We start from the raw sequence: 19,455 nt of genomic DNA, 5'->3' as shown, positions 1-19,455 counted from the left end.
CCAGTCCGGGGTATAAATCATAATTGGCACTGGCTTATCAAGCACCCTGTTGAGTTCTCAAAGAACAACCACACACCGATCAAAAGCCCCACTCGTGGGGCCCCGTTTCGGGGCTTTCCTACCGCGTCCCCGCCGCTCAATGGCGCCGGGCACTTTTACTACGTTACCTCACCGTCTTCGCCGTGTCAAACCGTGTGTCCCGGTCTGTCGTGCTTCGTGCGGGTTGGTCCCGACGCACTCACGCAGCAGCGGACCGCTGCGTCAGGTCGTCGGATTCGGCAGGCCGGCCGCTGCGGTGTCCCGCAAGCTCGCCCGGTGCCCTGCCGGTGCTGAACCTTACCCGGTCGGTTCCGCTGCACCAAATCCGCCTCGCGGCAATTTCGGCGAGCCCCGCCCGGACCGTGCCCCGCAGGAGCGAACCCCTGCCTGACCCGGCTGCCGACCCGATCCGGTGCTCCAGGACCTTCGTCCTGTTTGCCCCGTTCCGCGCTGGCAGAGAGAAAGTTACGCGTCCGTGGGTTTGATCGTCAAATCCGGGGCCAGCGTCCCGCGTCACACTTACTGCGTAGAGAAGTATCCGCAGCTCAGCCCGGGTGGATAGCCCTCGAAGGGTCCGCACCGCTGCTCAAAGGGTTCTCGGGCCTCACTGACAGTGACCAGATCGTGTGCCGACGCGGACGAGGATCGTCAGGCGGCTGGACGGTCCTGGCGTCGACGGGCGGCGAACCAGGCGCGGACACCGAGGACGCCGACGGTGCTGCCGATCGCCAGGGACGCCACGATCAGGAGGGCGTGCACCCACAGGAAGCTGGTGGGCGAGCCGTCGCCCACCGCGCCGGACGTCCAGGAGCGCGGGTCCTGCCAGATGGCGACCGCGAACCTCGGCCAGATCACCCAGGTCCAGATCCCGACTCCGACCAGGAAGAGGGCCCACCCTCGCGACAGCACCATGGCAGCCGAGTATGCCAGCGGAGCTGGTCACGAGCAGGAACGCCGAGGTGTACCGGCACGAGGGTGGACCGGTCCGTCGCCGGAGTGACTCAGAAGCAGGTCCCGATTCCACCGATCGCCGGGTTGGCCCGGTCGTGGTGGTGGACGGCGCCGCCCGGGTCGCCCATCAGGCCACCCCAGATCGTGCAACCACCCCGGGCGTACGCCCGGACGGGACCGGCGGCGTAGAGCCTGGTGCCGTCGTCGACCTGGGTCGGCAGGTACTGCGCGGCGAGGTAGACCTGCGTGCGGGTGAGCGTGCCCCGGTAGGCCGACTTCACCGTCGTCGTGCAGGCGAACCCGGTGATCCGGTTGTACAGCAGATGGACGGTGCCGAGTCGGCTGCCGGTCTCCGCGTCCCGGATCGGGTCCTGGTCGACCTCGACGTAGCCGAACCCACAGAGCGCCTGCGGGGAGTACGGATCGAGCGCGCCGGCCTGCGCCGCGCTGCCGGTCCCGGTGCCGAGGCCCAGCGCGAGCGCCAGCACGGCGCTGAACCGTCCAATGGTGCGGTACATCTGCGTCCCCCTTTTTCGACATTGCCCGAATGCGGGACCAGAATGGTCGGTGGCCCGCCCGTGATCGAATGTGCCGGGCAGACACAGCACCGCCATAGCCGATGTGCGATAAGCGGGCACAGGCATGCTGACCTGGGAGTTGGCCCTGCCGGTCATCGACGCGTCACGGCTATGACGTATTTCTCAGCCGGCAATACCGTGAACTCGAAATTGCCAAACTGTTTCCGGCGGCAGTGGGGCGGGCACTGCTGAACGGTACGAACCAAGACCGTCTCCGGAGGTGCCCGTGCAACCGTCGATCTTCAATCCCGGAGTACCGCGAACGCGTCGGCAGCTACTACGCCGAGCGCTACCGGCCACACCATGCGCGGCGCCACGGGTAGCGTGAAGCCGTGGTCCGGACGGGCATGAGCGCGGTGGAGGCGGTCGACACGGTCGACGGCCTCCAGCTCGGTGTCGTGCCCCCGGCCAGCTCCGGCGATGGCCGTGAGCAACTCCTGGACGTACTCCGTGCTGGTGGTCTGCGGTACCGCGCCGGCGCGCGATGGCGGACGGCTCGCTGAGCCGATCCCGCTGACCGAGAGGGCGAACTCGCCCCGCTCGGCGCGCGCCCACGCGTCGCCCACCTTCCCGCACGAGAGGCACACCACCATGTCCGTCGCACGAATGCTCACCGGGGACCGGCCCACCGGCCGCCTGCACCTCGGCCACTACGTCGGCAGCATCGCCAACCGGGTCCGGCTGCACCGGCGTTACGAGAGCTTCTTCATCATCGCCGACCTGCACATGCTCACCACCAGAAACCGCCGCGAGGACATCGACCAGGTCTCCGGCAACGCCCGCGAGATGGTGACCGACATCCTCGCCGCCGGCGTCGACCCGGCGCGGGCCACCTTCTACCTCCAGTCCGCCATCCCGGAGGTCGGCGACCTCAACACCCTCCTGCAGAACCTGGTGACCGTGCCCCGGCTGGAACGGGTGCCGTCGTTGAAGGACATGGCCCGGGACGCCGGCAAGGAGGAGATGCCGTACGGGCTGCTCGGTTACCCGGTGCTCCAGGCCGCGGACATCCTCTGCGTGAAGGGCGAGGTGGTCCCGGTCGGCCGGGACAACGCGGCGCACGTCGAGGTGACCCGGGAGATCGCCCGCCGGTTCAACCACCTGTACGGGCCGGTCTTCCCGGTCCCCGAGCTGATCCTGGCGGACACGCCGAGCCTGGTGGGCACCGACGGCGCGGCCAAGATGAGCAAGAGCCGGGGCAACACGATCGCCCTCTCCGACGATCCGGCCACGGTGCGCCGCAAGGTGCTCGGCATGTACACCGATCCGAACCGGGTCCGGGCCGACGTGCCCGGAAAGGTGGAGGGCAACCCGGTCTTCGCGTACCACGAGGTGTTCAACCCCGACCGTGACGAGGTGGTCGACCTCGCCCGGCGCTACCGGGCGGGGCGGGTGGGCGACGTCGAGGTCAAGGAGCGGCTCGTCGTCGCGCTGGAGGGGTTCCTGGCGCCGATCCGGGAACGTCGGGCCGCCATCGAGGCCGACCGTGGGCTGGTCGACCGACTGATCGTCGAGGGCACCGAACGAACCCGCCAGGAGGTACGGCAGACGCTGATCGAGGTCCGCCGGGCGATGGGGCTCACCGGCGCGTACCAGCAGGTCCGCCGGCGGGCCGAGCGGAGCCGACGGCGGACGGACGCCCCGGCGTGACGGCGGGCAGCCCGCGTCGTCTCGGCGCCGCCGAACGGTGAGAACGGCCGAACCATCGGTCGATGCGGCCCGGGAGTGGCGCAGAATGCGAGGATGAAGGGGATTTTCGGCGTTCGTCCGGCACCGGCTGCGGAGACGCACCGGCCCACGATGTTCGAAATCTTCTTCGACCTGGTCTTCGTCTTCGCGCTCACCCGGGTCATCACGTTCATGGCGCAGCCACCGACCGCGCTCACCCTGGCCCAGGGGCTGCTCCTCCTGCTGCTGCTGATCTACTCCTGGGGCCCGTACCTCTGGTTGGGAAACCTGGTTCGCGCGGACGTCGGCGCGGTCCGCGCGGCCACCCTGACGGCGATGGCCGCCATCTTCGTGGCCGCACTACTGCTGCCGGACGCGTGGCGGCCTGGCCCGGAGCTGTTCGACGCGCCGCTCACCCTCGCCCTGGCCTACCTGGTCACCCGGGCGGTGCAGCTCGGGGTTCTGTTCTGGGTGAGCGCCACCGACCCGCCGCTGCGCTCGACCCTCCGGTTCTTCGCCGTGCCGGCGACGGTGGCCTGGCTCCCGCTCATCATCGGTGCGCTGCTCGGTGGCGCCGCCCAGACGGCGCTCTGGACGCTGGCGTTCCTGGTGGACATCGGCGGCGCCCGGGTCGCGTCCGCCTACCGCCCGTGGCCGCTGCGCAGCCTGGACCACTTCACCGAACGGTTCGGCCTGGTGCTCATCATCGCGCTGGGCGAGTCGCTGATCGCGGCAGGCGCGACGCCGAGGTCGATGGCGCCGATCGGGCCCGGCCTGGTGGCGGCGCTGCTCGGCCTCGTCACCACGGTCTGCCTGTGGTGGCTCTACTTCGACCGGCTCGCGCCCGCCGCCCGGCAGTCCATCACGCTGGTGCCGCGCGACCGGCGGTCCGACGTGGCCGGTGACGCGTACGGCCTCGTGCACGCCCCCCTGATCATCGGTGCCATCTACATCGCGCTCGGCATCGAGCAGGTGCTCGGTCACCTCACCGAGGAGAACGAGGGCCCCGCCCGGTTGGGTTGGGTCGTCGCCACCGCCCTCTACGGCGGCGCCGCCCTCTACCTGCTCGCACGGTTGCTCTTCCGCCGGCTCACCGTCCGCGCCGTGCACCCGGCGCAGGTCGTCGCCGCGCTGGTGCCGCTGGCCCTGCTGCCGATCGGGCGGGCCCTGCCCCCGCTGGCCGCGCTCGCCCTGCTGACCGTCTTCCTGATCGGGGTCACCTGGTACGAGCGCCGGTTCGACCGACGCGGCCCGCACGTCCAGGCGGCGTCGCCGGTCGGTCCGTGAGTCTCGGAAGATTCCTCCGGCCGCCGTGTCGATATCCCCGGGGCCTGTTCGTCGTCATGCTGTACGGCGTACCCGCCGCACCGAGAGGAGCCGAGGCGTGAAGTACATGCTGCTGTTCATGACCCCCGCGACCACCGACTGGGACGAGCCCGTCGACGGGTGCAGTTTCGAGGACTGGATCCGCTACGACCGCGAGATGAAGGACGCAGGGATCTGGGTGTCCGGGCATCCCTTGCAGGACCTGACCACCTGCACGAGCGTGCAGGTCGGTGCGGGCGGCGAACGCACGATCACCGACGGGCCGTTTGCCGAGACCCGCGAGGTGCTCGGTGGGTACGACATCATCGACGTGCCGGATCTCGACGCCGCGCTGGAATGGGCGGCCCGCAGCCCCGGTGCCCTCGGCGGCGGGTCGGTCCAGGTGCGCCCGGTCGCCGAGATCGAGGTGGAGGCCTGACGGTGCCCGGCGAGGGGGCAAGCGGCCCGGCGCAGGTCGGGTCGTCCGTCGAGGCGGTGTTCCGGGAGGAGCGCGGCCGGCTGCTCGCCTCGCTGGTGCACCGCTTCGGCGACCTCGACCTGGCCGAGGAGGTCGCCTCCGAGGCCATCGAGGCGGCGCTGGTGCACTGGCCGACCGACGGCGTCCCGAGTCGGCCGGGGGCCTGGCTGCTCACCACGGCCCGCCGCCGCGCCGTGGACCGGCTCCGCCGCGACCGGGTACTGGCCACCCGGCTCGCCGTGCTTCAGGCCGAGGCCGAGCGGGCCGACGCCGCTCCACCCGCCGACGCGGACCGCGACCTGCCCGACGACCGGTTGGCGCTCTTCTTCACCTGCGCCCACCCGGCCCTGCCCGCCCAGGACCGCGGCGCGCTCACCCTGCGCTTCCTCGCCGACCTCACCACGGCCGAGGTCGCGCGGGCGTTCCTGGTGCCGCCCGCGACCATGGCCCAGCGACTCGTCCGGGCCAAACGGAAGATCCGCGACGCCCGCATCCCGTTCCGGGTGCCGGGCGCCGACGAACTACCCGAACGCCTGCCCACGGTGCTCCAGGCGGTCTACTCGGTCTTCACCGAGGGGTACGCCGCCAGCTCCGGCCCGGATCTCCAGCGGACCGACCTCGCCGAGGAGGCCATCCGGCTGGCCCGGATCCTGCGCCGGCTGCTGCCCGCCGAGCGGGAGGTCGCCGGGCTGCTCGGGCTGATGCTGCTCATCCACGCCCGACGTGCCGCGCGTACCGGGCCTGACGGCGGGATGGTCCTCCTCGACGACCAGGACCGCGGGCAGTGGGACCACCGCATGATCGACGAGGGGCGCCGGCTGGTGCTGGTCGCGCTGACCGGCGGACCACCCGGGCCGTACGGATTGCAGGCCGCCATCGCCGCGCTGCACGACGAGGCCGCCGACGTGGCCAGCACCGACTGGGCCCAGGTGGTGGCGCTCTACGACGTACTGCTCGGCCTGGTCCCCTCGCCGGTCGTCGCGCTCAACCGGGCCGCAGCGGTGGCCATGCGGGACGGGCCGGAGGCCGGCCTCGCCCTGCTGGACGAGTTGGCCGATGATCTGCGGCTGCGGCGCTACCACCTCTATCCGGCCACCCGGGCCGATCTGCTGCGCCGGCTCGGCCGGTACGGCGAGGCCGTGGCGGCGTACCGCAGCGCGCTGACGCTGGTCGGCACCGAGCCGGAACGGGCGCACCTGCTCCGCCGGCTGGAATCCGTCACCGCCGAGGAGCCGGCCGACTGAGCGGATCCGCTGGTTGGACGGCGTCCGCTGTAGCCTGCTCGGGTGAGTCTGCCTCTGCCCCCCGGCCAGTTCGCGGCGTACCTGTTCGACTGCGACGGCACCATCATCGACTCGATGCCGCTGCACTACCTGGCCTGGCAGCGGGCTTTGGACGAGTGGGGCTGCGAGTTCCCCGAGGACCTCTTTTACGCGTGGGGCGGCCGGCCGGCCGTCGACATCATCGTCACGCTGAACGAGCAGTACGGCCTGGCCATGCCGGTGGCGACCGTCGACGAGCGCCGGGAGAGCTACTACCAGGAGTTGCTGCCGCAGCTCGCCGCCGTGCCCGAGGTGCTGGCGCACATCCACGACGCGCACCGGCGGGTTCCGTTCGCTGTCGTCTCCGGCGGCACCCGGGCCTCGGTCACCGCCTCGCTCGGCGCGCTCGACCTGCTCGACCGGTTCGACGTGCTGGTCTGCGCCGACGACTACACGCGGGCCAAGCCCGACCCGGAAGCCTTCCTGCTCGCGGCGGAGCAGCTCGGCGTACCCCCGGGCGCCTGCCTGGTCTTCGAGGACACCGACCTGGGCATCCAGGCCGCCACCGCGGCGGGCATGGCATCGGTACGCGTCCCGCGACCCCGGGACCGATCCGAGAGGTGACGCGGCCGGCCGGCGCCGGGATCAGTCCGGGCGGTGCTGGCGGTCGAGCGAGCGTCGGTGCCGCCGCAGCGCCCGGTGATGCGCGTGCGCGAGCAACCGGTCGACCTCGGCCAGGCTGCGCGGACCCGGGTTGAGCACGCAGGCCCACCCGTGGGTGCCGTACGCGGGATGGGGGACGACCTGGTCGAGGGCGGTGAAGTCGACTGCGGAACGATGCTCGGCGGACTGCGCCGGCGGGTAGCCGAACCGGCGCTCGAACTCCTCGCGGCCGAGGTCCAGGCTGAGCCGGAAGACGCCGGGCCGGTCGAGTTTCGAGTCCTCGTCGAAGCCGGCGGTGTCCTGGCCGACGAGGGTGGCGAACGGCCGGCGACGGTCCGGCCCGACGAAGAAGAACCGATCGCCCCAGCTGGACCGCGGGGCGCCGGACGCCTCGTCGGCCTGCACGACGGCCACCTCGGGCAGCGCGAGGATGAGCTCGGCGACGTCGTCGGGGCCGAGGTCGAACGACCAGGCGGCGGGCAGTGATGAAGAAGCCATGACCTTCACCGTATCGTTGAACCACCCGTTGAGACTTCTGCGTCGATCGCCTGAGGAGTGACAGCTGAACCCTCAAACCGCAGGACGCGCCTACCGGCCGGTGGACCTGGCTCGTGCGCATGGCATCTCCAGCCAGGCCGTCCGCAACTACGAACGCGACGGCGTCATCCCGTCCGCCCGGCGCACGCCGAGCGGCTATCGCGCGTACACCGAGGTGCACGCCGCGGCGCTGCGCGCCTACCTGACCGTCGTCGCGGCGCACGGATACGCGACGGGCGGCGAGATCATGCGGGCCGCCGTTCACGGTGACCTGGACACCGCCCTGCGCGCCGTCGACACCAGCCACGCGCAACTGCTGCGCGACCGCGAGACGCTCGACGCCGTCGAGACGACCATCGGGGTGCTCACCGCCGCACCGGCACCGACCCCGCCGGGCCGGCCGCTGGCCGTCGGCGACCTCGCCCGCCGGCTCGGCGTGACACCGGCGACGCTACGGAAGTGGGAACGGGCCGGCGTCCTGTCCCCGGCGCGCGACCACCCCTCCGGGCAGCGGCAGTACGGCCCCGAGGACGTCCGCGACGCCGAGCTGGCCCATCTCCTGCGCCGGGGCGGTTACCGGTTGGACCACATCGCGACCGTGATGCGGCAGGTACGCGCGGCCGACGGCCCGGGGCCGCTGGCGGCGTCCCTGCACACCTGGCGGCAGCGCCTGGCCACGCGCGGACACGCGATGCTGGTGGCCGCCGGTCACCTCGCGAGCTACCTGGCGACGACCGAGCCGAGATCGCCCTAGCGAACCGTCAGCAGCAGCTTGCCGGAGAAGGACGTCTTGAGCCGCCGGTGCGCCTCCACCACCTTGCCCAGCGGAAACGTCTCGGCGACGTGCACCTCGAACGGTCCCGCCTCGATGAGCTCGTTGAGGCGCTGCAACTGCTCGGGGTTGGCGACGCCGTCGTACGCCCGGACCGGCGCGCCCGGCCGCTCGCGCGGCTCCGGCTGAACGCCATGGGGGTACGCGACCACGCCACCGTCGGACAGCGTTTCGGTGAGCCGGTCGAGCGTCCCGCCGCCGGCCATCGCCAGGATCCCGTTCACGCCAGCGGGGGCCGCTTCCCTGATCCGCGCGATCACCTCGGTCGGGTCGCCGTGACCTTCGAGGGACACGTCGGCGCCGAGTCGGGTCACCAGCGCCACTCCCTCCGGTCCGGAGGCCACGGCGACCACGTTCAGACCCTGCCGCTTGGCCAACTGCACGGCCAGGTGGCCCTGACCGCCGCTCGCGCCGAAGATCAACAGCCAGGCGCCCGCCGACAGGCTGAGGGCGTCCAGCCCGGCCAACGCGGTCAGCGCGTCGGTGGGCATGGCACCCGCGTGCTGCGCCGACACACCCTCGGGCAGCTTCGCGGCGTACTGCGCCTTCGTCACCGCGTACTCGGCGTAGAAACCGCCCTTCGGCCGGGTGGTGGCGGCGACGTAGACCAGGTCACCGACCGCCACGTTGGTCACCTTGCTGCCGATCGCGGCGACGGTTCCGGCACCGTCGGAGCCGGGCACAATCGGGAGCGCGGAGCCCTCGGGCACCAGCACGCCCTCCCGCTCGTACACGTCCCACACCCCGACGCCGGCGTTCCACACTTTGATCAGCACCTCGTCGGCGGCGACCTCCGGCACCGGCAGGATCCGCAGGGTGATCACCTCCGGCCCGCCGAACTCGTCGAAGGCCGCGGCCTGCATCTGCTCGGGCACATCCCCGTCAACCATGTGGATTCCCTCTCCGTGCCGGCGTCACCGTCGCAGCATGCCGGCTCCGGGACGGGCCGGGTCCGGGGCTGAGCCGCGTTCACCCACAAGGGCGACCGACGGCGCTCGGTCACCTCGGCGCGCTGGCGCCGCGCCTGCACGGGACGGCTGGTGACGCTCAGGACGTCTGGGGCTCCTGGCCGCGGAGCGCCTGCTCGACGGCGTCGCGCACCCGGGCCTCCTCACGCGTGCTGCGCCGGACCCGGTTGCGGCGTCGGTACCGCAGCGCCGCGACGAGTGCGGCGACCAGTACGAGGAGCACGAGCGCCAGCATCCACGGCAGGGCCCAGCCGTGCGTCGTGGCCTGGACCGGCTTGAGGGAGGTGGTGGAACCCGACGCGTCGGTGAGCCGGGGCGTGAGGGTCGCGGTCGCCGCCAACCACACGGCTGGCGCCACGCCACGTACGGGCACCGTCACGGTCCAGCTCTCACCGGGAAGCAGCTCCGGCGGAGCCGCGACATCGCCCGCCCCGACCCGCAGCGAACCGAACGGGCCCGAGACCGACACCGCCTGCTGGCCGGAAAGGGCCGCGTTGCCGGAGTTGTGGATCTTGTAGGTGACCGTGGCGTCGCCCTTGCTGAACGGGTTGAGCGTTCCGCCGTACGTCACGTGCAGATCCTCGATCGCGAGGTTCGGCTTCAGTTCACCGCCGACCCGCAACTTGATCCGGATACCGAGACGCCGGTCCACGTTGATGCCCTCGGCCTGGTCCGCCCGTGTCAGCGAGGTGAGGATGCCGCCGACGTAGTCGCCGGGCGTGGCGTTGTCGGGAACGCTGATCTTGAAGGGGACCTGAGCGGTCTTCCCCGGCTGGATCGTGACGCTGCCGCGATCGGCGTGGACCCAGGCGCCGACCGCCACGGACTTTCCGTCCCTGGCGAGCAGGTCGAGCTGGCCCGCGCCGGTGGTGAAGCCGTCGGCGGTGTACACGGCCAGGTTGAGCGGGACCGGGCCGCGGTTGGCGACGACCATCGCGTCCTCGACCCGTCCACCGGGGTTCACGGCGTAGCTGAAGCTGGACCGGGCTGCGCCGTAGCTGTTGGAGGCCGTCCGGACCGTCCAGGCGACGTCACCTTCCGCCGCCCGCGCGGGGCCTGAAGCCAGGCCGGCGACGGCGGAGGTGGCGAGCAGAGCCACGGCGGCGGTACGGAGGAAGGCGGCGACGGTCGTTTTCCGGCGTGTTGGGGTCGTAGACATCTCGGGGTCCTCAGGCGGTCTGGGTTTTTCCGGAACGAGCGGCGGGGTAAACACCCGAAGGTGCCTACCCCGCCAGCTCAGGCAGGTCTGATCAGCTGCTCAGCGCAGTGATCGTGAGGGTGGTGCGGTAGCTACCCTTGGCGATGCTGTCCGGGATCTTCAGGTCCAGGTCAGCCCCGAGCTTGGCGCCACCCCGCGGGTGACCCTGCGCGGCAGCACCGAGGCCGCTGGAAACCGAGAGGCCCTTGCCCTGGTCGTCGAGGGACGACAGGACGGGAGCACCGGCCTCGGCGCCAGCGCCGCCGTCGAGCACGTACGGGGTCCAGCCCAGGTAGGAGCCGGAGAACGTCTTGTCGCCGTCCTGGAAGTCACCCACGTTGGCCGAGATCGACCACGGAGCGAGCGAGCGGCGGCTGTCCGACACGAGGATCGGGTTGATCTTGCCGGCCGCCTCGAAGTAGGTGCCGTTGCGCTCCTGCGCGACACCGAGGTCCACCAGGCCGTTGTAGCCGTCGATCGTCCAGCCGAACTCACCCGGGGCCGGGTTCGGCACGTTGACCTGGATGGCCTGACCGTCGCCGTGGTACGGGTGCACCGTCACCTTGTCGGTGACCGAGCCGATCGGCTGACCGTCCGGGGTGTTGACGCAGGAGAGGCCGTTCTCGACAGCCGCGTTCGGTGCCGCGCAGGTGCCGCTGCGGACGTTCGCCAGAACCAGCTTGTCGCCGCGCACCTGCACCTTGACGTAGCTGCGGACGTGCTCCTGGTTCTGCGTCGAGTTGTACCAGTACTTGGCCGGGTCCAGCGGGTCCGGGCCGTTGCCGCGGATGCCGGTGCCGGTGTTGTCCGGCTTCTTGATGTCGTAGTACTTCGAGCCGGAGGCCGAGTTCGCCGTCACGTAGATGACGCCACCCGGGCCGGGGAAGACGTCGGCAGCACCGGGCTGCTCGGCCGGGTTCTCCTTCTGGCCGTTCTTGATGGAGTAGCTGCGGGAGTAGCTGTGGTCGTGACCCTGCAGCACCATGTCGACGCCCAGGTTCGAGAAGGCCGTGGTGAAGTCTTCCCGCCGCTGCTTGTTGTCGTTGTCGGTCGCGTGGCTGGCCGGCGAGTAGATGGAGTGGTGGTAGACCAGCACCTTCCACTTGGCCTCGGAGCCGTGCTTGTTGATCACGTCGGTGACGTACGCGACGTGCGCCGCGTCGCCACCGGCGGAGCCGTCCGCCGGGTTGGCGTAGCTGTTGCTGTTGAGGTCGATGAACAGCACATCCTTGTGGATGAACCAGTAGTCACCGCCGGACCGGGTCGCCTGGTCCCCGCTGTAGTACTGGGACGAGCGGTCGGTGTTCGGGGTGAAGTGGTGCTGCTCGTAGGACTTGCCGCCGACGTCGTGGTTACCGATGGTGGCGACGAGGGGGTACTGGCGCAGCTGCTCAGGGGCCAGGAACGAGGTCCACTGCCCCTCGTCGTTGGCGCTCTCGACGTGGTCGCCGGCGGACACCAGCAGCTCGGCGTTCGGGTTGGCCGCGGTGGCGACCTTCAGGGTCTCCTCCCAGCCGGCCTGGTCCTTCAGCCGGTCGCCGGAGGAGCCGATCTGCGGGTCGCCGAAGAACAGGAAGTCGTAGTCGCCCTCGAAGTCCTGCGTCTTGAAGGCGTACGCCGGGGACCAGCTGCCCTCGGCACCGACCCGGTACGAGTACGCCGTGTTCTCACGCAGGTTGGTGATCGTGGCGTGCCGGTTGAAGCCGGTGGTGGAGGTGTTCGCCGCGCCGACGGCGTCGAAGCTGAGCGCGCTGGCCGGGAACTCGCCGTTGACGATCTCGGTGGTCGGGGCGAGCTGGATCTTCTGCGCGGTGTCGGCGGAGGAGTACCAGGTCACCACGCGCTGGGTCTCGTTGGCGCCGACGCCGAGGATGACGCCCGTGATCGTGGTGGACTCGGCCGCGCTGGCGATGGCCGTCAGGCCGCTGCCGATGGCTGCGGTCATTCCGAGGAGTCCCGCTGCGACCCCGGCGACCACACGCCGCCGCACGAGCCCGGGGGCTCGTGTCGAGGTGCTCAATGTCATTGACATTGTTCCCTTTTCGAATAGAGAAGTGGATGGTCTTCCCCCGACGTTGGGGAAGCGAATCCAAGCTTTCGTCGCGTGATGAACCAACCGTGAACGTGATCTTGCGGATGGCTGCACTTCGCGCATTACTTAGCCGTGCTCAGGATCCCGACACACGTTGCGCGAACCAAACGATCCCCATAATGGACACGCAGGCGGAAATGGCTCCGGTCGCCCAGAGTCCCGTTTTCGGCGCTCGTCGCCGCAGCACGATCAGCAACGGGAAGACGATCGCGATGATCGCCAACTGCACGACCTCGATGCCGACGTTGAACACCAGCAGGGACCACAACAGGGTCCACGACCACGCCTCGTCGATGCCCAGCGCGCCCGCGAATCCCAGGCCGTGCACGAGGCCGAAGCAGAACACGACACCGAGGCGGATCCAGCCGGAGCGGTCCAGGCTGAAGTGGCCGCGGCCCGCCGGATCGAGGTCGGTGGCGTGGTCGCCGCGCCGCCAGATGCCCCACAGGTGCCAGCCGGCGACCACGGCGATCGACAGCGCGATGATCGGTTCCACGATCCTCGCGGGCACGTCGACCAGACCGAGGGCGGCCAGCATGAACGTGACCGAGTGCGCCAGGGTGAAGCTCGTCGCCGCGAGCACGATCTCCCGCAGGCGCCGCGACCCGGCGATGAGCGCCAGCAGGAACAGGATGTGGTCGATCCCGGACAGCAGGTGCTCGGCGCCCAGTAGGAAGAACTCCCCGAACCGCTCGTGCCAGGACTGGCCGGTCGAGAAGGAGGGGTTGCCGGCGTCGAGCGCAGCGCTGCCCGAACGGCCGTCGATCTCGTAGGTGACGATCGTCTTCGTGCCCTTGACGTAGCCCTCGTCGTCCGGGAACAGGCCGCTGCGCACCTCGTGCTCGCCGGTCCGCTGGGGACACGCCCAGTCGAGCAGCAGGTCCGCGTACGGCACGCCCTCACGCTCACCGATCGTCGCGTCGCCCACCCGCGTGGGCTGGCACGCCGCACCCTGTGCGGTCACCGCGAAGCGATCGGCGACATATCTGAGGGTCGTCTCGGCATGCTTGTTCAACGCTGCGGCCTGCGCCTCGGAGTCACCCGCGTCGAACGCGGCGGTGCCCTCCTGGAAGAGCGGATCGTTGTGACCGGCATCGGCGGCGGACACGACCAGGAGGTCGTATTCGAGCTCCACCGCAGTGCGAATGTGACCCTCGTCTCCCGGTGTGATTTTTGCGTAGACGGTCGACGAGAAGCCGTGCGCGGAGGCCGGCCCGGTTCCTAAAAAGGGGATAACCGCCGCAGCGATCCCGACAACAATGACGATAACGGTGCGGCGGACGCGCCCGAACATGCGACTCCCTCGGTTGGCCAGTGCACGCTGCATGCCGTGGGTGAACAGGAGCCCGCCCTCCGACGAACCGGTGGAAAACAAAATCCTGGAGCGACGACGCACGCATCGGCAGTGGCCGGAATTGGGATAGGAATACGCAGAAGCACGAGCACTTTCCGCCACCACTCGGAGGACGATCGCCTTGCGCCCCCCGCTTCGGGCCGTTGCCATGCTGGCCGCCGCCGCCGCGCTGGTCACCGGATGCACCGCCGGCGACGACTGGTCAGAGCCGCACCCCAGACCCACCGCCATCGGCTCCCTCGGCCCGGGGTTCGTCGACCCTTCCACCACGCCCGCTCCGGAGGGGACGGTCCGGCCGCGGCCCGGTTCGTGGACTGGTGTCCACCCGTCCCGGGAATACCGGGTGGTGCTGCTCACCGCCGGCGACGACCAGCCGACCAAGACTCTCGTGACGGCCGTCGAGGGCTGGGCCGACGACGAACACCTCGATCTAAGGAAGGTCGTCGTGGGTGACACCCACGATGCCGTTCCGAGCATCACCAAGGCCATGGGGATGCACCCCGACCTCATCGTCAGCGCGGGCAACGACCTCATCGACGCCCTTGCGCTGGTCACCCCGAACCACCTGGACCAGCAGTTCCTCGTGGTCGGGGCGGAGCTGGCCGAGCCCACCCACAACGTGACGGCGGTCGACTGGGCCGGCGCGTCGTTCCGTGGTGAGGGGCTCGGCGCGTCCTCGACCTACAACCCCGCCTCGTTCACGGCCGAGCGCTGCGCGGCGGCCATCCGGGCGGGCGTGGCGGCCGTGCTCAACGACCTGACCGGGATCGTGGTCTGGCTCGACCAGCCCGAGTGATCGGGGTAAGCGACGTCCAGGGGCCTGGTGTGGAGACTGATGCCTCCACACCGGGCCCGGGAGATCGCCGAGCGGATCTAGGTCGCGGAGCAGGTGGGGGTCATTCCCCCACCGGTTCCGGTGCCCTGGTAGCCGAACTCGGTGGACTGGCCGGGGGCGATCGAGCCGTTGTGACCGACGTTGGTGAACCGCACCGCTCCGGTGTCCCCGCTCCGGTTGGCGTTCCAGGCGTTGGTGACGCTGGCGCCCGCCGGCAGGGTCATGGCGACCGTCCAGCCGTTGACCGGCGATGATCCCGCGGTCACCCGAACCGTGGCGACGAAACCGCCCGTCCACTGGTTGATCGACACCGTCGCCGAGCAGCCGGCGCCGGTCAAAGGCGGCGTGGTCGGCGGAGGGGTGGTCGGGGGCGGGTCGGTCGGCGGCGGCGTGGTGGTGGGCGGGGTGGTCGGGCCGTCGGTGAGGGTCGGCGTCTGCCAGTCCCGCCAGTCGGCCAGCCTGCCCAGTGCCCTGCTCGAAATCCTGATCACACCCGGATCGTTCCCCGTCTTCAGCAGGAACTTCCTGATGTTCTTCTGCAACGGGTCGCGCCACTCGGGCCGGTTGGCGCAGTGGCTGCCGTCCTGGACGTCGGACCAGTAGGTGATGTTGTCGCCCGCACCGAGCGCCCGGTAGACCTCCGCGCCGCCCAGGGCCGCCGCACTCGCGGACCGGGGACCCAGGTTGGCGATGTGCGGGTTGTCCATGATGAACAGCCCTCGCGGCGCCACCATGGCCACCATCTCGTGCGTGTCCACCGGAAGCCTGGTCGGGCTGCCCGTGAACGAGCCGAACGCGTCCCCGAGCCACGGCTGCTCGCCGTACGCGCTGCTCAGACTCTGGGCGCCCTCACCGGGGATCCCTCGGAAGATGGGAACACCGGCGCTACCCGACTCGATCGGCATGGTCAGAGCGATGCGCTGGTCGAACACACCGATCACGAACGCGCCCTTGCCGTACCGCGAGCAACCCGTGACGCCCATCGCGTCGGCCTTGAGAATTCTGCCGTCCGACTGCTCGATGACGTCGATGATCCGGCTCACGCCCCAGCCCCAGGCGGCGAGCAGCCCGGTGCTGCTCGAGGAGCCGTAGACGCTGTAGAAGGCGCCCTGCTTGTTGGTCCGGGGCGTACCCTCTCGCCCGACCGCCAGGGGGTCGTAGCTGATGACGGCGGCGCCGGCGGCCTTGATTGTGGCTGTGTCCGCGCCGAACCCGCCCACGACCACGACGGCCGGGAAGGGTCCGGAACCACTCGGCAGCTCGACCCTCGCCGAGAAGCTGGCGCTCCTGCCGTTGTGATTCACATTCACCGTGATGGTGGTGTTCGAGACCGTCCCCGTGACGGTCGCCGGCTTCGCGGGCTTCTCGCCGTAGACGAACTTCTCGGCCAGTTCCCTGACCTCCGCCCGGCGGCACCGCCAGTCGGCCTTGGTGGATATGGTCGTACCGTTCAGCTTCCTGAACGGGTCGGGAAGCTTGGCGTTGGTGGGCAGGGATCCCAGGTCAGGCAGGCCCGACACCGCACAGTCGGCGCCCTCGTCCTCCACTGACGCCGCGGCGACGAGGCTGCCGGCGACGGCCTCCGCCGTGGGGGTTCTCGCAACTACCGTCACCGATCCAGCGACCGTGAGCGCTGTTATCGCCAGCGCGACGACCACGGAACGGGTCCTGGAACGGCCCGAGCTGCTGATCACCGGGCTCTCCCTTCCAAGTGTGGTGGTGGGTGGCGGATCGACAATCGTGATCGATGGTCACGAATGTCAAGCCTCGCCAAGTGTTGGCCGGGTTATCGGAAAGTGTCAATATTCTTGCCGAAACTTTCGGCCGATCCTGGCACCACCAACCAGGACGCCACCAGACCCGGGGAGCCGTCGATCACCGCAGATGGCGCCTGTCGGACCTCCCGAATATCGAAAGTTTTCGAGACGAACGGGGGTGTCAACTCCCGACACCCCCGTTCGGCGCGACCGTCAGTGGACCCGCTGCCAGAGGGGAAGGAGCCCGGCGAGGATCAGCGCGGCGCCGATCGGCAGCAGGTCCAGGTTGACGGCGATGGACAGGAAGCCGAGCAGTACCAGCGGCGGGCCCCAACCTGGAATGAGTCGGGGACGGCCGACAGCGGCCCGCACCAGCAGGGTGAGCAGGCCGAACTGGAACAGCAGCGGGCCCACCGCCATCACCGGATCCGGCAGTGGCGCGGCATCGCCCAGCCGCGGAAAGAGGTCACCGAGGATCACCCAGAGGAACGCGGCCACGCCGACCAGCCCGGCGGCCGTCGCCACGTCCAGAAGCACCCGGAGCCCGGTGCGCGTCGTGGTGCTCGAACCAGCGGCACCGGCGGACCCGAGCAGCCGCCGCAGACCGACGACCAGACCCGCGAAGAGCACGAACGCGACCAGGAACAGGGCGTGGCCCAGGTCCCACGCCCAGCCCGGCCCGTGGTCGCCATCCAGGCCGTCGATGAGCCGCAGGATGCCGTAGAGCAGCAGGAGCACGGGGGCGCCGACGACCGCCGTCCGCACCAGGTGGAACGGCCGGCGGGAGACCCGCACATCGGTATCGGTCATCGCCTCAGCCTGGCAGGACGCCGACCGACCCGGCATCAGGATGTTCCTGTACCGGCCCCGGAGATGCCCACCCTGAGGGCTCTCGGTCACGAGCTGGGGAGCCGCGACTGCGGTCATCCCACCTAAAGAGATCGCGTACGGAGCAGCCGGTACCGCTCCAGCCGCTCCGAGCGGTACCGGTCGAGGGTGAGGCCGGCGTCGGCGAGGCGAGGACATTCCTCGGGCGTGCAGGCGCTGCATTCGTTGCGCTCGTGGAACTGGACGCAGTAGGACGCAAGCTCGACCTTGAACGGCACCCGACTCAGGACCTCCTCAAGACCCACCGCAACCACCTTCTTGCTGTGCTTTTCCTACCGACGCCTCTCAACATAGCCCAGCTTGTCCTACTCGTACAGCCCGTCTAATACGTCCAGCTCGTACCCGACGCCTAGTTGGTACAGACCGTTCATAAAGTCTCGGTCATGCTTGACGAGATGTCCCCGGTGGCGCTCTACATCCAGCTGGCGGACCTTCTCGCCAAGAAGATCGAGAGCGGCAAACTCAAGCCACGCCAGCCGCTCCCGAGTGAGGCCCACCTCCAGCAGGAGTACGGCGTCGCTCGCGGCACGGTCCGGGCAGCTGTCCGCCTACTGCGGGAGCGAGGGCTCGTCGTGACGCTGCCGGCTCGCGGCACGTACGTCGCCGACCGGAAGTCGTAGCCCTCTCCCGGCGGCTCGGCGGTCCACCCGACGAGGCTGCTTCGGCACTGCCGCGATCACCCAGTGGTCTCGCCCCACCAATCGATCATTACCCGTGTCATCCTGCTCGCATGGTGATCAAAGACGAAGACGTGGCGATCAGGGCAGCGCAGGCGGGAGCCGCTGTTGTGCGGGCCATGTACGGGGCCTCGCTGGCACGCTTCGACAAATCCGGCGGAGACTTCGCCACTGCCGCGGACCTCGAAGCGGAGAAGGTCATCCTCGACGTCCTTCGTTCCACCCGCCCGCAGGATGCCGTCACAGGTGAGGAGAGCGGACGTACGGGCGACAGCGCCGCCGAGCGGATGTGGCTGGTCGACCCCCTGTGCGGCACGCTGAACTACGCCGCGCGCACCATGCTGGTCGGAGTGAACGTCGCGCTGCGGACGGGTTCGACAGTCACTGCGGCTGCCTCAGCCGACCCGTTCGCCGATGAGGTGTTCTGGACTGACGGCACCCGTGCGTACGTGCGCCGCGACGAAGTGGACGAGCAGCTCAGGCCGTCGGCCGAGTCGGCGTTGGTGGACGTCAACCTCGATCCGCCGTTCCCGAACGCTCCGGAGTTCCGGGCTGTGCGGCTGCTCGCCGACGCGGGGTTCGTCGAGCGGTTCCGCCCACGCGTGGTCTCCACCAGCCTGGCGTTGGCGTGGGTGGCAGCCGGCCGGCGAGCGGCGTACGTGACCGACGGCGACATGCGGGACAGCGTGCACTTCGCCGCTGGAATCGGCCTGTGCCGGGCAGCGGGATGCGTGGTGACCGGCATCCAGGGGCAACCGCTGCACACCGGCGCGGGCGGGCTCATCGTGGCGGCAGATCAGCAGACCCACGCCGCCCTGCTGGCGCTGGTCGAGCATCAGGGGGAAGGGGTCGCGCGGTGACCAGCCGGGCCGGTGAAGCGTTCGAGACCGACCGTGCCGTGTCCGACATCGAGGTGCTGCTCGCCGCGGACCTACCCACCGGTGGCGCGACGGTCAGCGAGGGGGACCCGGTCACCGGGGAGTGGACCGCCACCAGGGGCGAGGGCTTCCACATCGGCCCGCTCTGGGAGAGCGACGACCTCGTTGGGGTGTACGGGACGGAGTGGAACAAGGCGGAGGAGGCCGCGGCGGAGAACCTGGCCCTCGTCGTACGCGACTTGGACAGCCGGTGGGGACCGCACCGGCGGGTTTCCATGCGGGTGCCGCTCTTTCGGAATCAGGCGGGCGAGCCCATGCCGGCGATGTTCCAGGCTTTGTGCGATGTGGACTGTTACGGCGACCTGGCCGTCTGGGGGCCGTCGACGGTCAACGGCCGATGGATCGCGGTCTCCGTCAACCAGTGCGACGGAGACGCCCCGATGATCCTGACAGCGGTCGTCAGCGACCGGCCCATCATCGAACTGGCGGACTGAC

21 protein-coding genes are annotated in these 19,455 nt (G+C 70.1%); 10 read left to right on the top strand and 11 right to left on the bottom strand.

The features are described 5' to 3' along the window. Nucleotides 1–687 precede the first annotated feature (687 nt). The 3 genes from ABZU69_RS34665 to ABZU69_RS34655 form a co-directional block, all read right to left on the bottom strand. The gene (locus ABZU69_RS34665; RefSeq protein WP_354968482.1) at nt 688–951 is read right to left on the bottom strand and encodes a hypothetical protein; all 264 of its coding nucleotides are present in this window, start codon (nt 949–951) and stop codon (nt 688–690) included. 89 nt (nt 952–1,040) lie between these two features. Next, nucleotides 1,041–1,508 carry a hypothetical protein gene (locus ABZU69_RS34660; RefSeq protein ID WP_354968481.1) on the bottom strand — a complete coding sequence of 156 codons (468 nt, stop codon included), beginning with the start codon at nt 1,506–1,508 and terminating at the stop codon, nt 1,041–1,043. Nucleotides 1,509–1,810: 302 nt separating this feature from the next. Next, a complete protein-coding gene (locus ABZU69_RS34655) occupies nt 1,811–2,134 on the bottom strand; it encodes a hypothetical protein (protein ID WP_354968480.1) in 324 nt (107 codons plus the stop codon). A 25-nt stretch (nt 2,135–2,159) separates the two neighbouring features. On the opposite strand from ABZU69_RS34655, the gene trpS reads away from it, so the two are divergent. From trpS to ABZU69_RS34630, 5 genes are all read left to right on the top strand, one after another. Then, the gene (gene trpS / locus ABZU69_RS34650) at nt 2,160–3,218 is read left to right on the top strand and encodes a tryptophan--tRNA ligase (protein WP_354968479.1); all 1,059 of its coding nucleotides are present in this window, start codon (nt 2,160–2,162) and stop codon (nt 3,216–3,218) included. 93 nt (nt 3,219–3,311) lie between these two features. Beyond that, nucleotides 3,312–4,523 carry a low temperature requirement protein A gene (locus ABZU69_RS34645; RefSeq protein WP_354968478.1) on the top strand — a complete coding sequence of 404 codons (1,212 nt, stop codon included), beginning with the start codon at nt 3,312–3,314 and terminating at the stop codon, nt 4,521–4,523. A gap of 106 nt (nt 4,524–4,629) precedes the next feature. Continuing rightward, complete coding sequence (locus ABZU69_RS34640; protein ID WP_354968485.1) at nt 4,630–4,980, top strand: YciI family protein; 351 nt, start codon at nt 4,630–4,632, stop codon at nt 4,978–4,980. Between the two features lie 56 nt (nt 4,981–5,036). Beyond that, nucleotides 5,037–6,263 carry a sigma-70 family RNA polymerase sigma factor gene (locus tag ABZU69_RS34635; protein WP_354968484.1) on the top strand — a complete coding sequence of 409 codons (1,227 nt, stop codon included), beginning with the start codon at nt 5,037–5,039 and terminating at the stop codon, nt 6,261–6,263. A gap of 42 nt (nt 6,264–6,305) precedes the next feature. Further along, nucleotides 6,306–6,905 (top strand): HAD family phosphatase, encoded by a 600-nt coding sequence (locus tag ABZU69_RS34630; protein WP_354968477.1) that lies wholly within the window; start codon nt 6,306–6,308, stop codon nt 6,903–6,905. Nucleotides 6,906–6,926: 21 nt separating this feature from the next. Here the strand turns inward: ABZU69_RS34630 and ABZU69_RS34625 are convergent, their stop codons facing one another. After that, nucleotides 6,927–7,442: a DUF6194 family protein gene (locus tag ABZU69_RS34625; RefSeq protein WP_354968476.1), complete on the bottom strand. Its 516-nt coding sequence runs from the start codon at nt 7,440–7,442 to the stop codon at nt 6,927–6,929. Nucleotides 7,443–7,542: 100 nt separating this feature from the next. Here ABZU69_RS34625 and ABZU69_RS34620 point away from each other — a divergent pair, with 100 nt between their 5' ends. Next, on the top strand, nt 7,543–8,235 hold the full coding sequence (locus tag ABZU69_RS34620; protein WP_354968475.1) for a TioE family transcriptional regulator: 693 nt from the start codon (nt 7,543–7,545) through the stop codon (nt 8,233–8,235). Here the strand turns inward: ABZU69_RS34620 and ABZU69_RS34615 are convergent. The 4 genes from ABZU69_RS34615 to ABZU69_RS34600 all read right to left on the bottom strand — a co-directional run bounded on the left by ABZU69_RS34615 (nt 8,232) and on the right by ABZU69_RS34600 (nt 13,865). Next, nucleotides 8,232–9,203: an NADP-dependent oxidoreductase gene (locus ABZU69_RS34615; protein ID WP_354968474.1), complete on the bottom strand. Its 972-nt coding sequence runs from the start codon at nt 9,201–9,203 to the stop codon at nt 8,232–8,234. The two genes, ABZU69_RS34620 and ABZU69_RS34615, sit on opposite strands and share 4 nt — an antisense overlap. A gap of 157 nt (nt 9,204–9,360) precedes the next feature. Beyond that, nucleotides 9,361–10,440: a DUF916 domain-containing protein gene (locus ABZU69_RS34610; RefSeq protein ID WP_354968473.1), complete on the bottom strand. Its 1,080-nt coding sequence runs from the start codon at nt 10,438–10,440 to the stop codon at nt 9,361–9,363. 91 nt (nt 10,441–10,531) lie between these two features. Further along, nucleotides 10,532–12,424, bottom strand: coding sequence for an FN3 domain-containing metallophosphoesterase family protein (locus ABZU69_RS34605; protein ID WP_354968472.1), 1,893 nt, complete (start codon nt 12,422–12,424; stop codon nt 10,532–10,534). Nucleotides 12,425–12,647: 223 nt separating this feature from the next. After that, entirely contained in the window at nt 12,648–13,865 is a 1,218-nt protein-coding gene (locus ABZU69_RS34600; RefSeq protein ID WP_354968471.1) for a HupE/UreJ family protein, read from the bottom strand. A gap of 181 nt (nt 13,866–14,046) precedes the next feature. Between ABZU69_RS34600 and ABZU69_RS34595 the strand changes: the two genes are divergently transcribed. Continuing rightward, the gene (locus ABZU69_RS34595; RefSeq protein ID WP_354968470.1) at nt 14,047–14,721 is read left to right on the top strand and encodes a hypothetical protein; all 675 of its coding nucleotides are present in this window, start codon (nt 14,047–14,049) and stop codon (nt 14,719–14,721) included. A gap of 77 nt (nt 14,722–14,798) precedes the next feature. Here the strand turns inward: ABZU69_RS34595 and ABZU69_RS34590 are convergent, their stop codons facing one another. The 3 genes from ABZU69_RS34590 to ABZU69_RS34580 all read right to left on the bottom strand — a co-directional run bounded on the left by ABZU69_RS34590 (nt 14,799) and on the right by ABZU69_RS34580 (nt 17,650). Next, nucleotides 14,799–16,373 carry a cellulose binding domain-containing protein gene (locus ABZU69_RS34590; protein WP_354968469.1) on the bottom strand — a complete coding sequence of 525 codons (1,575 nt, stop codon included), beginning with the start codon at nt 16,371–16,373 and terminating at the stop codon, nt 14,799–14,801. A 357-nt stretch (nt 16,374–16,730) separates the two neighbouring features. Further along, entirely contained in the window at nt 16,731–17,327 is a 597-nt protein-coding gene (locus ABZU69_RS34585; protein WP_354968468.1) for a hypothetical protein, read from the bottom strand. Nucleotides 17,328–17,449: 122 nt separating this feature from the next. After that, nucleotides 17,450–17,650 (bottom strand): hypothetical protein, encoded by a 201-nt coding sequence (locus tag ABZU69_RS34580; protein ID WP_354968467.1) that lies wholly within the window; start codon nt 17,648–17,650, stop codon nt 17,450–17,452. A 138-nt stretch (nt 17,651–17,788) separates the two neighbouring features. Here ABZU69_RS34580 and ABZU69_RS34575 point away from each other — a divergent pair, with 138 nt between their 5' ends. From ABZU69_RS34575 to ABZU69_RS34565, 3 genes are all read left to right on the top strand, one after another. Then, nucleotides 17,789–18,025, top strand: coding sequence for a GntR family transcriptional regulator (locus tag ABZU69_RS34575; RefSeq protein ID WP_354968466.1), 237 nt, complete (start codon nt 17,789–17,791; stop codon nt 18,023–18,025). 110 nt (nt 18,026–18,135) lie between these two features. Then, nucleotides 18,136–18,942 carry an inositol monophosphatase family protein gene (locus ABZU69_RS34570; RefSeq protein ID WP_354968465.1) on the top strand — a complete coding sequence of 269 codons (807 nt, stop codon included), beginning with the start codon at nt 18,136–18,138 and terminating at the stop codon, nt 18,940–18,942. Further along, nucleotides 18,939–19,454 carry a hypothetical protein gene (locus ABZU69_RS34565; RefSeq protein ID WP_354968464.1) on the top strand — a complete coding sequence of 172 codons (516 nt, stop codon included), beginning with the start codon at nt 18,939–18,941 and terminating at the stop codon, nt 19,452–19,454. Before ABZU69_RS34570 ends, ABZU69_RS34565 begins: the two co-directional genes overlap by 4 nt. Nucleotide 19,455 lies beyond the last annotated feature (1 nt).

The organism is Micromonospora sp. NPDC005206, assembly GCF_040608175.1.
Taxonomy (GTDB): domain Bacteria; phylum Actinomycetota; class Actinomycetes; order Mycobacteriales; family Micromonosporaceae; genus Micromonospora.
This window is presented reverse-complemented; position numbering and strand designations above follow the sequence as displayed.

Bases quoted from the DNA above. Each gene is read 5' to 3' on its own strand.
- ABZU69_RS34645 (WP_354968478.1), top strand. From the start codon at position 3,312: ATGAAGGGGATTTTCGGCGTTCGTCCGGCACCGGCTGCGGAGACGCAC.
- ABZU69_RS34585 (WP_354968468.1), bottom strand. From the start codon at position 17,327: ATGACCGATACCGATGTGCGGGTCTCCCGCCGGCCGTTCCACCTGGTG.
- ABZU69_RS34610 (WP_354968473.1), bottom strand. From the start codon at position 10,440: ATGTCTACGACCCCAACACGCCGGAAAACGACCGTCGCCGCCTTCCTC.
- ABZU69_RS34665 (WP_354968482.1), bottom strand. From the start codon at position 951: ATGGTGCTGTCGCGAGGGTGGGCCCTCTTCCTGGTCGGAGTCGGGATC.
- ABZU69_RS34570 (WP_354968465.1), top strand. From the start codon at position 18,136: ATGGTGATCAAAGACGAAGACGTGGCGATCAGGGCAGCGCAGGCGGGA.
- ABZU69_RS34640 (WP_354968485.1), top strand. From the start codon at position 4,630: ATGCTGCTGTTCATGACCCCCGCGACCACCGACTGGGACGAGCCCGTC.
- ABZU69_RS34625 (WP_354968476.1), bottom strand. From the start codon at position 7,442: ATGGCTTCTTCATCACTGCCCGCCGCCTGGTCGTTCGACCTCGGCCCC.
- ABZU69_RS34660 (WP_354968481.1), bottom strand. From the start codon at position 1,508: ATGTACCGCACCATTGGACGGTTCAGCGCCGTGCTGGCGCTCGCGCTG.
- trpS (WP_354968479.1), top strand. From the start codon at position 2,160: ATGTCCGTCGCACGAATGCTCACCGGGGACCGGCCCACCGGCCGCCTG.
- ABZU69_RS34615 (WP_354968474.1), bottom strand. From the start codon at position 9,203: ATGGTTGACGGGGATGTGCCCGAGCAGATGCAGGCCGCGGCCTTCGAC.
- ABZU69_RS34575 (WP_354968466.1), top strand. From the start codon at position 17,789: ATGCTTGACGAGATGTCCCCGGTGGCGCTCTACATCCAGCTGGCGGAC.
- ABZU69_RS34600 (WP_354968471.1), bottom strand. From the start codon at position 13,865: ATGTTCGGGCGCGTCCGCCGCACCGTTATCGTCATTGTTGTCGGGATC.
- ABZU69_RS34605 (WP_354968472.1), bottom strand. From the start codon at position 12,424: ATGACCGCAGCCATCGGCAGCGGCCTGACGGCCATCGCCAGCGCGGCC.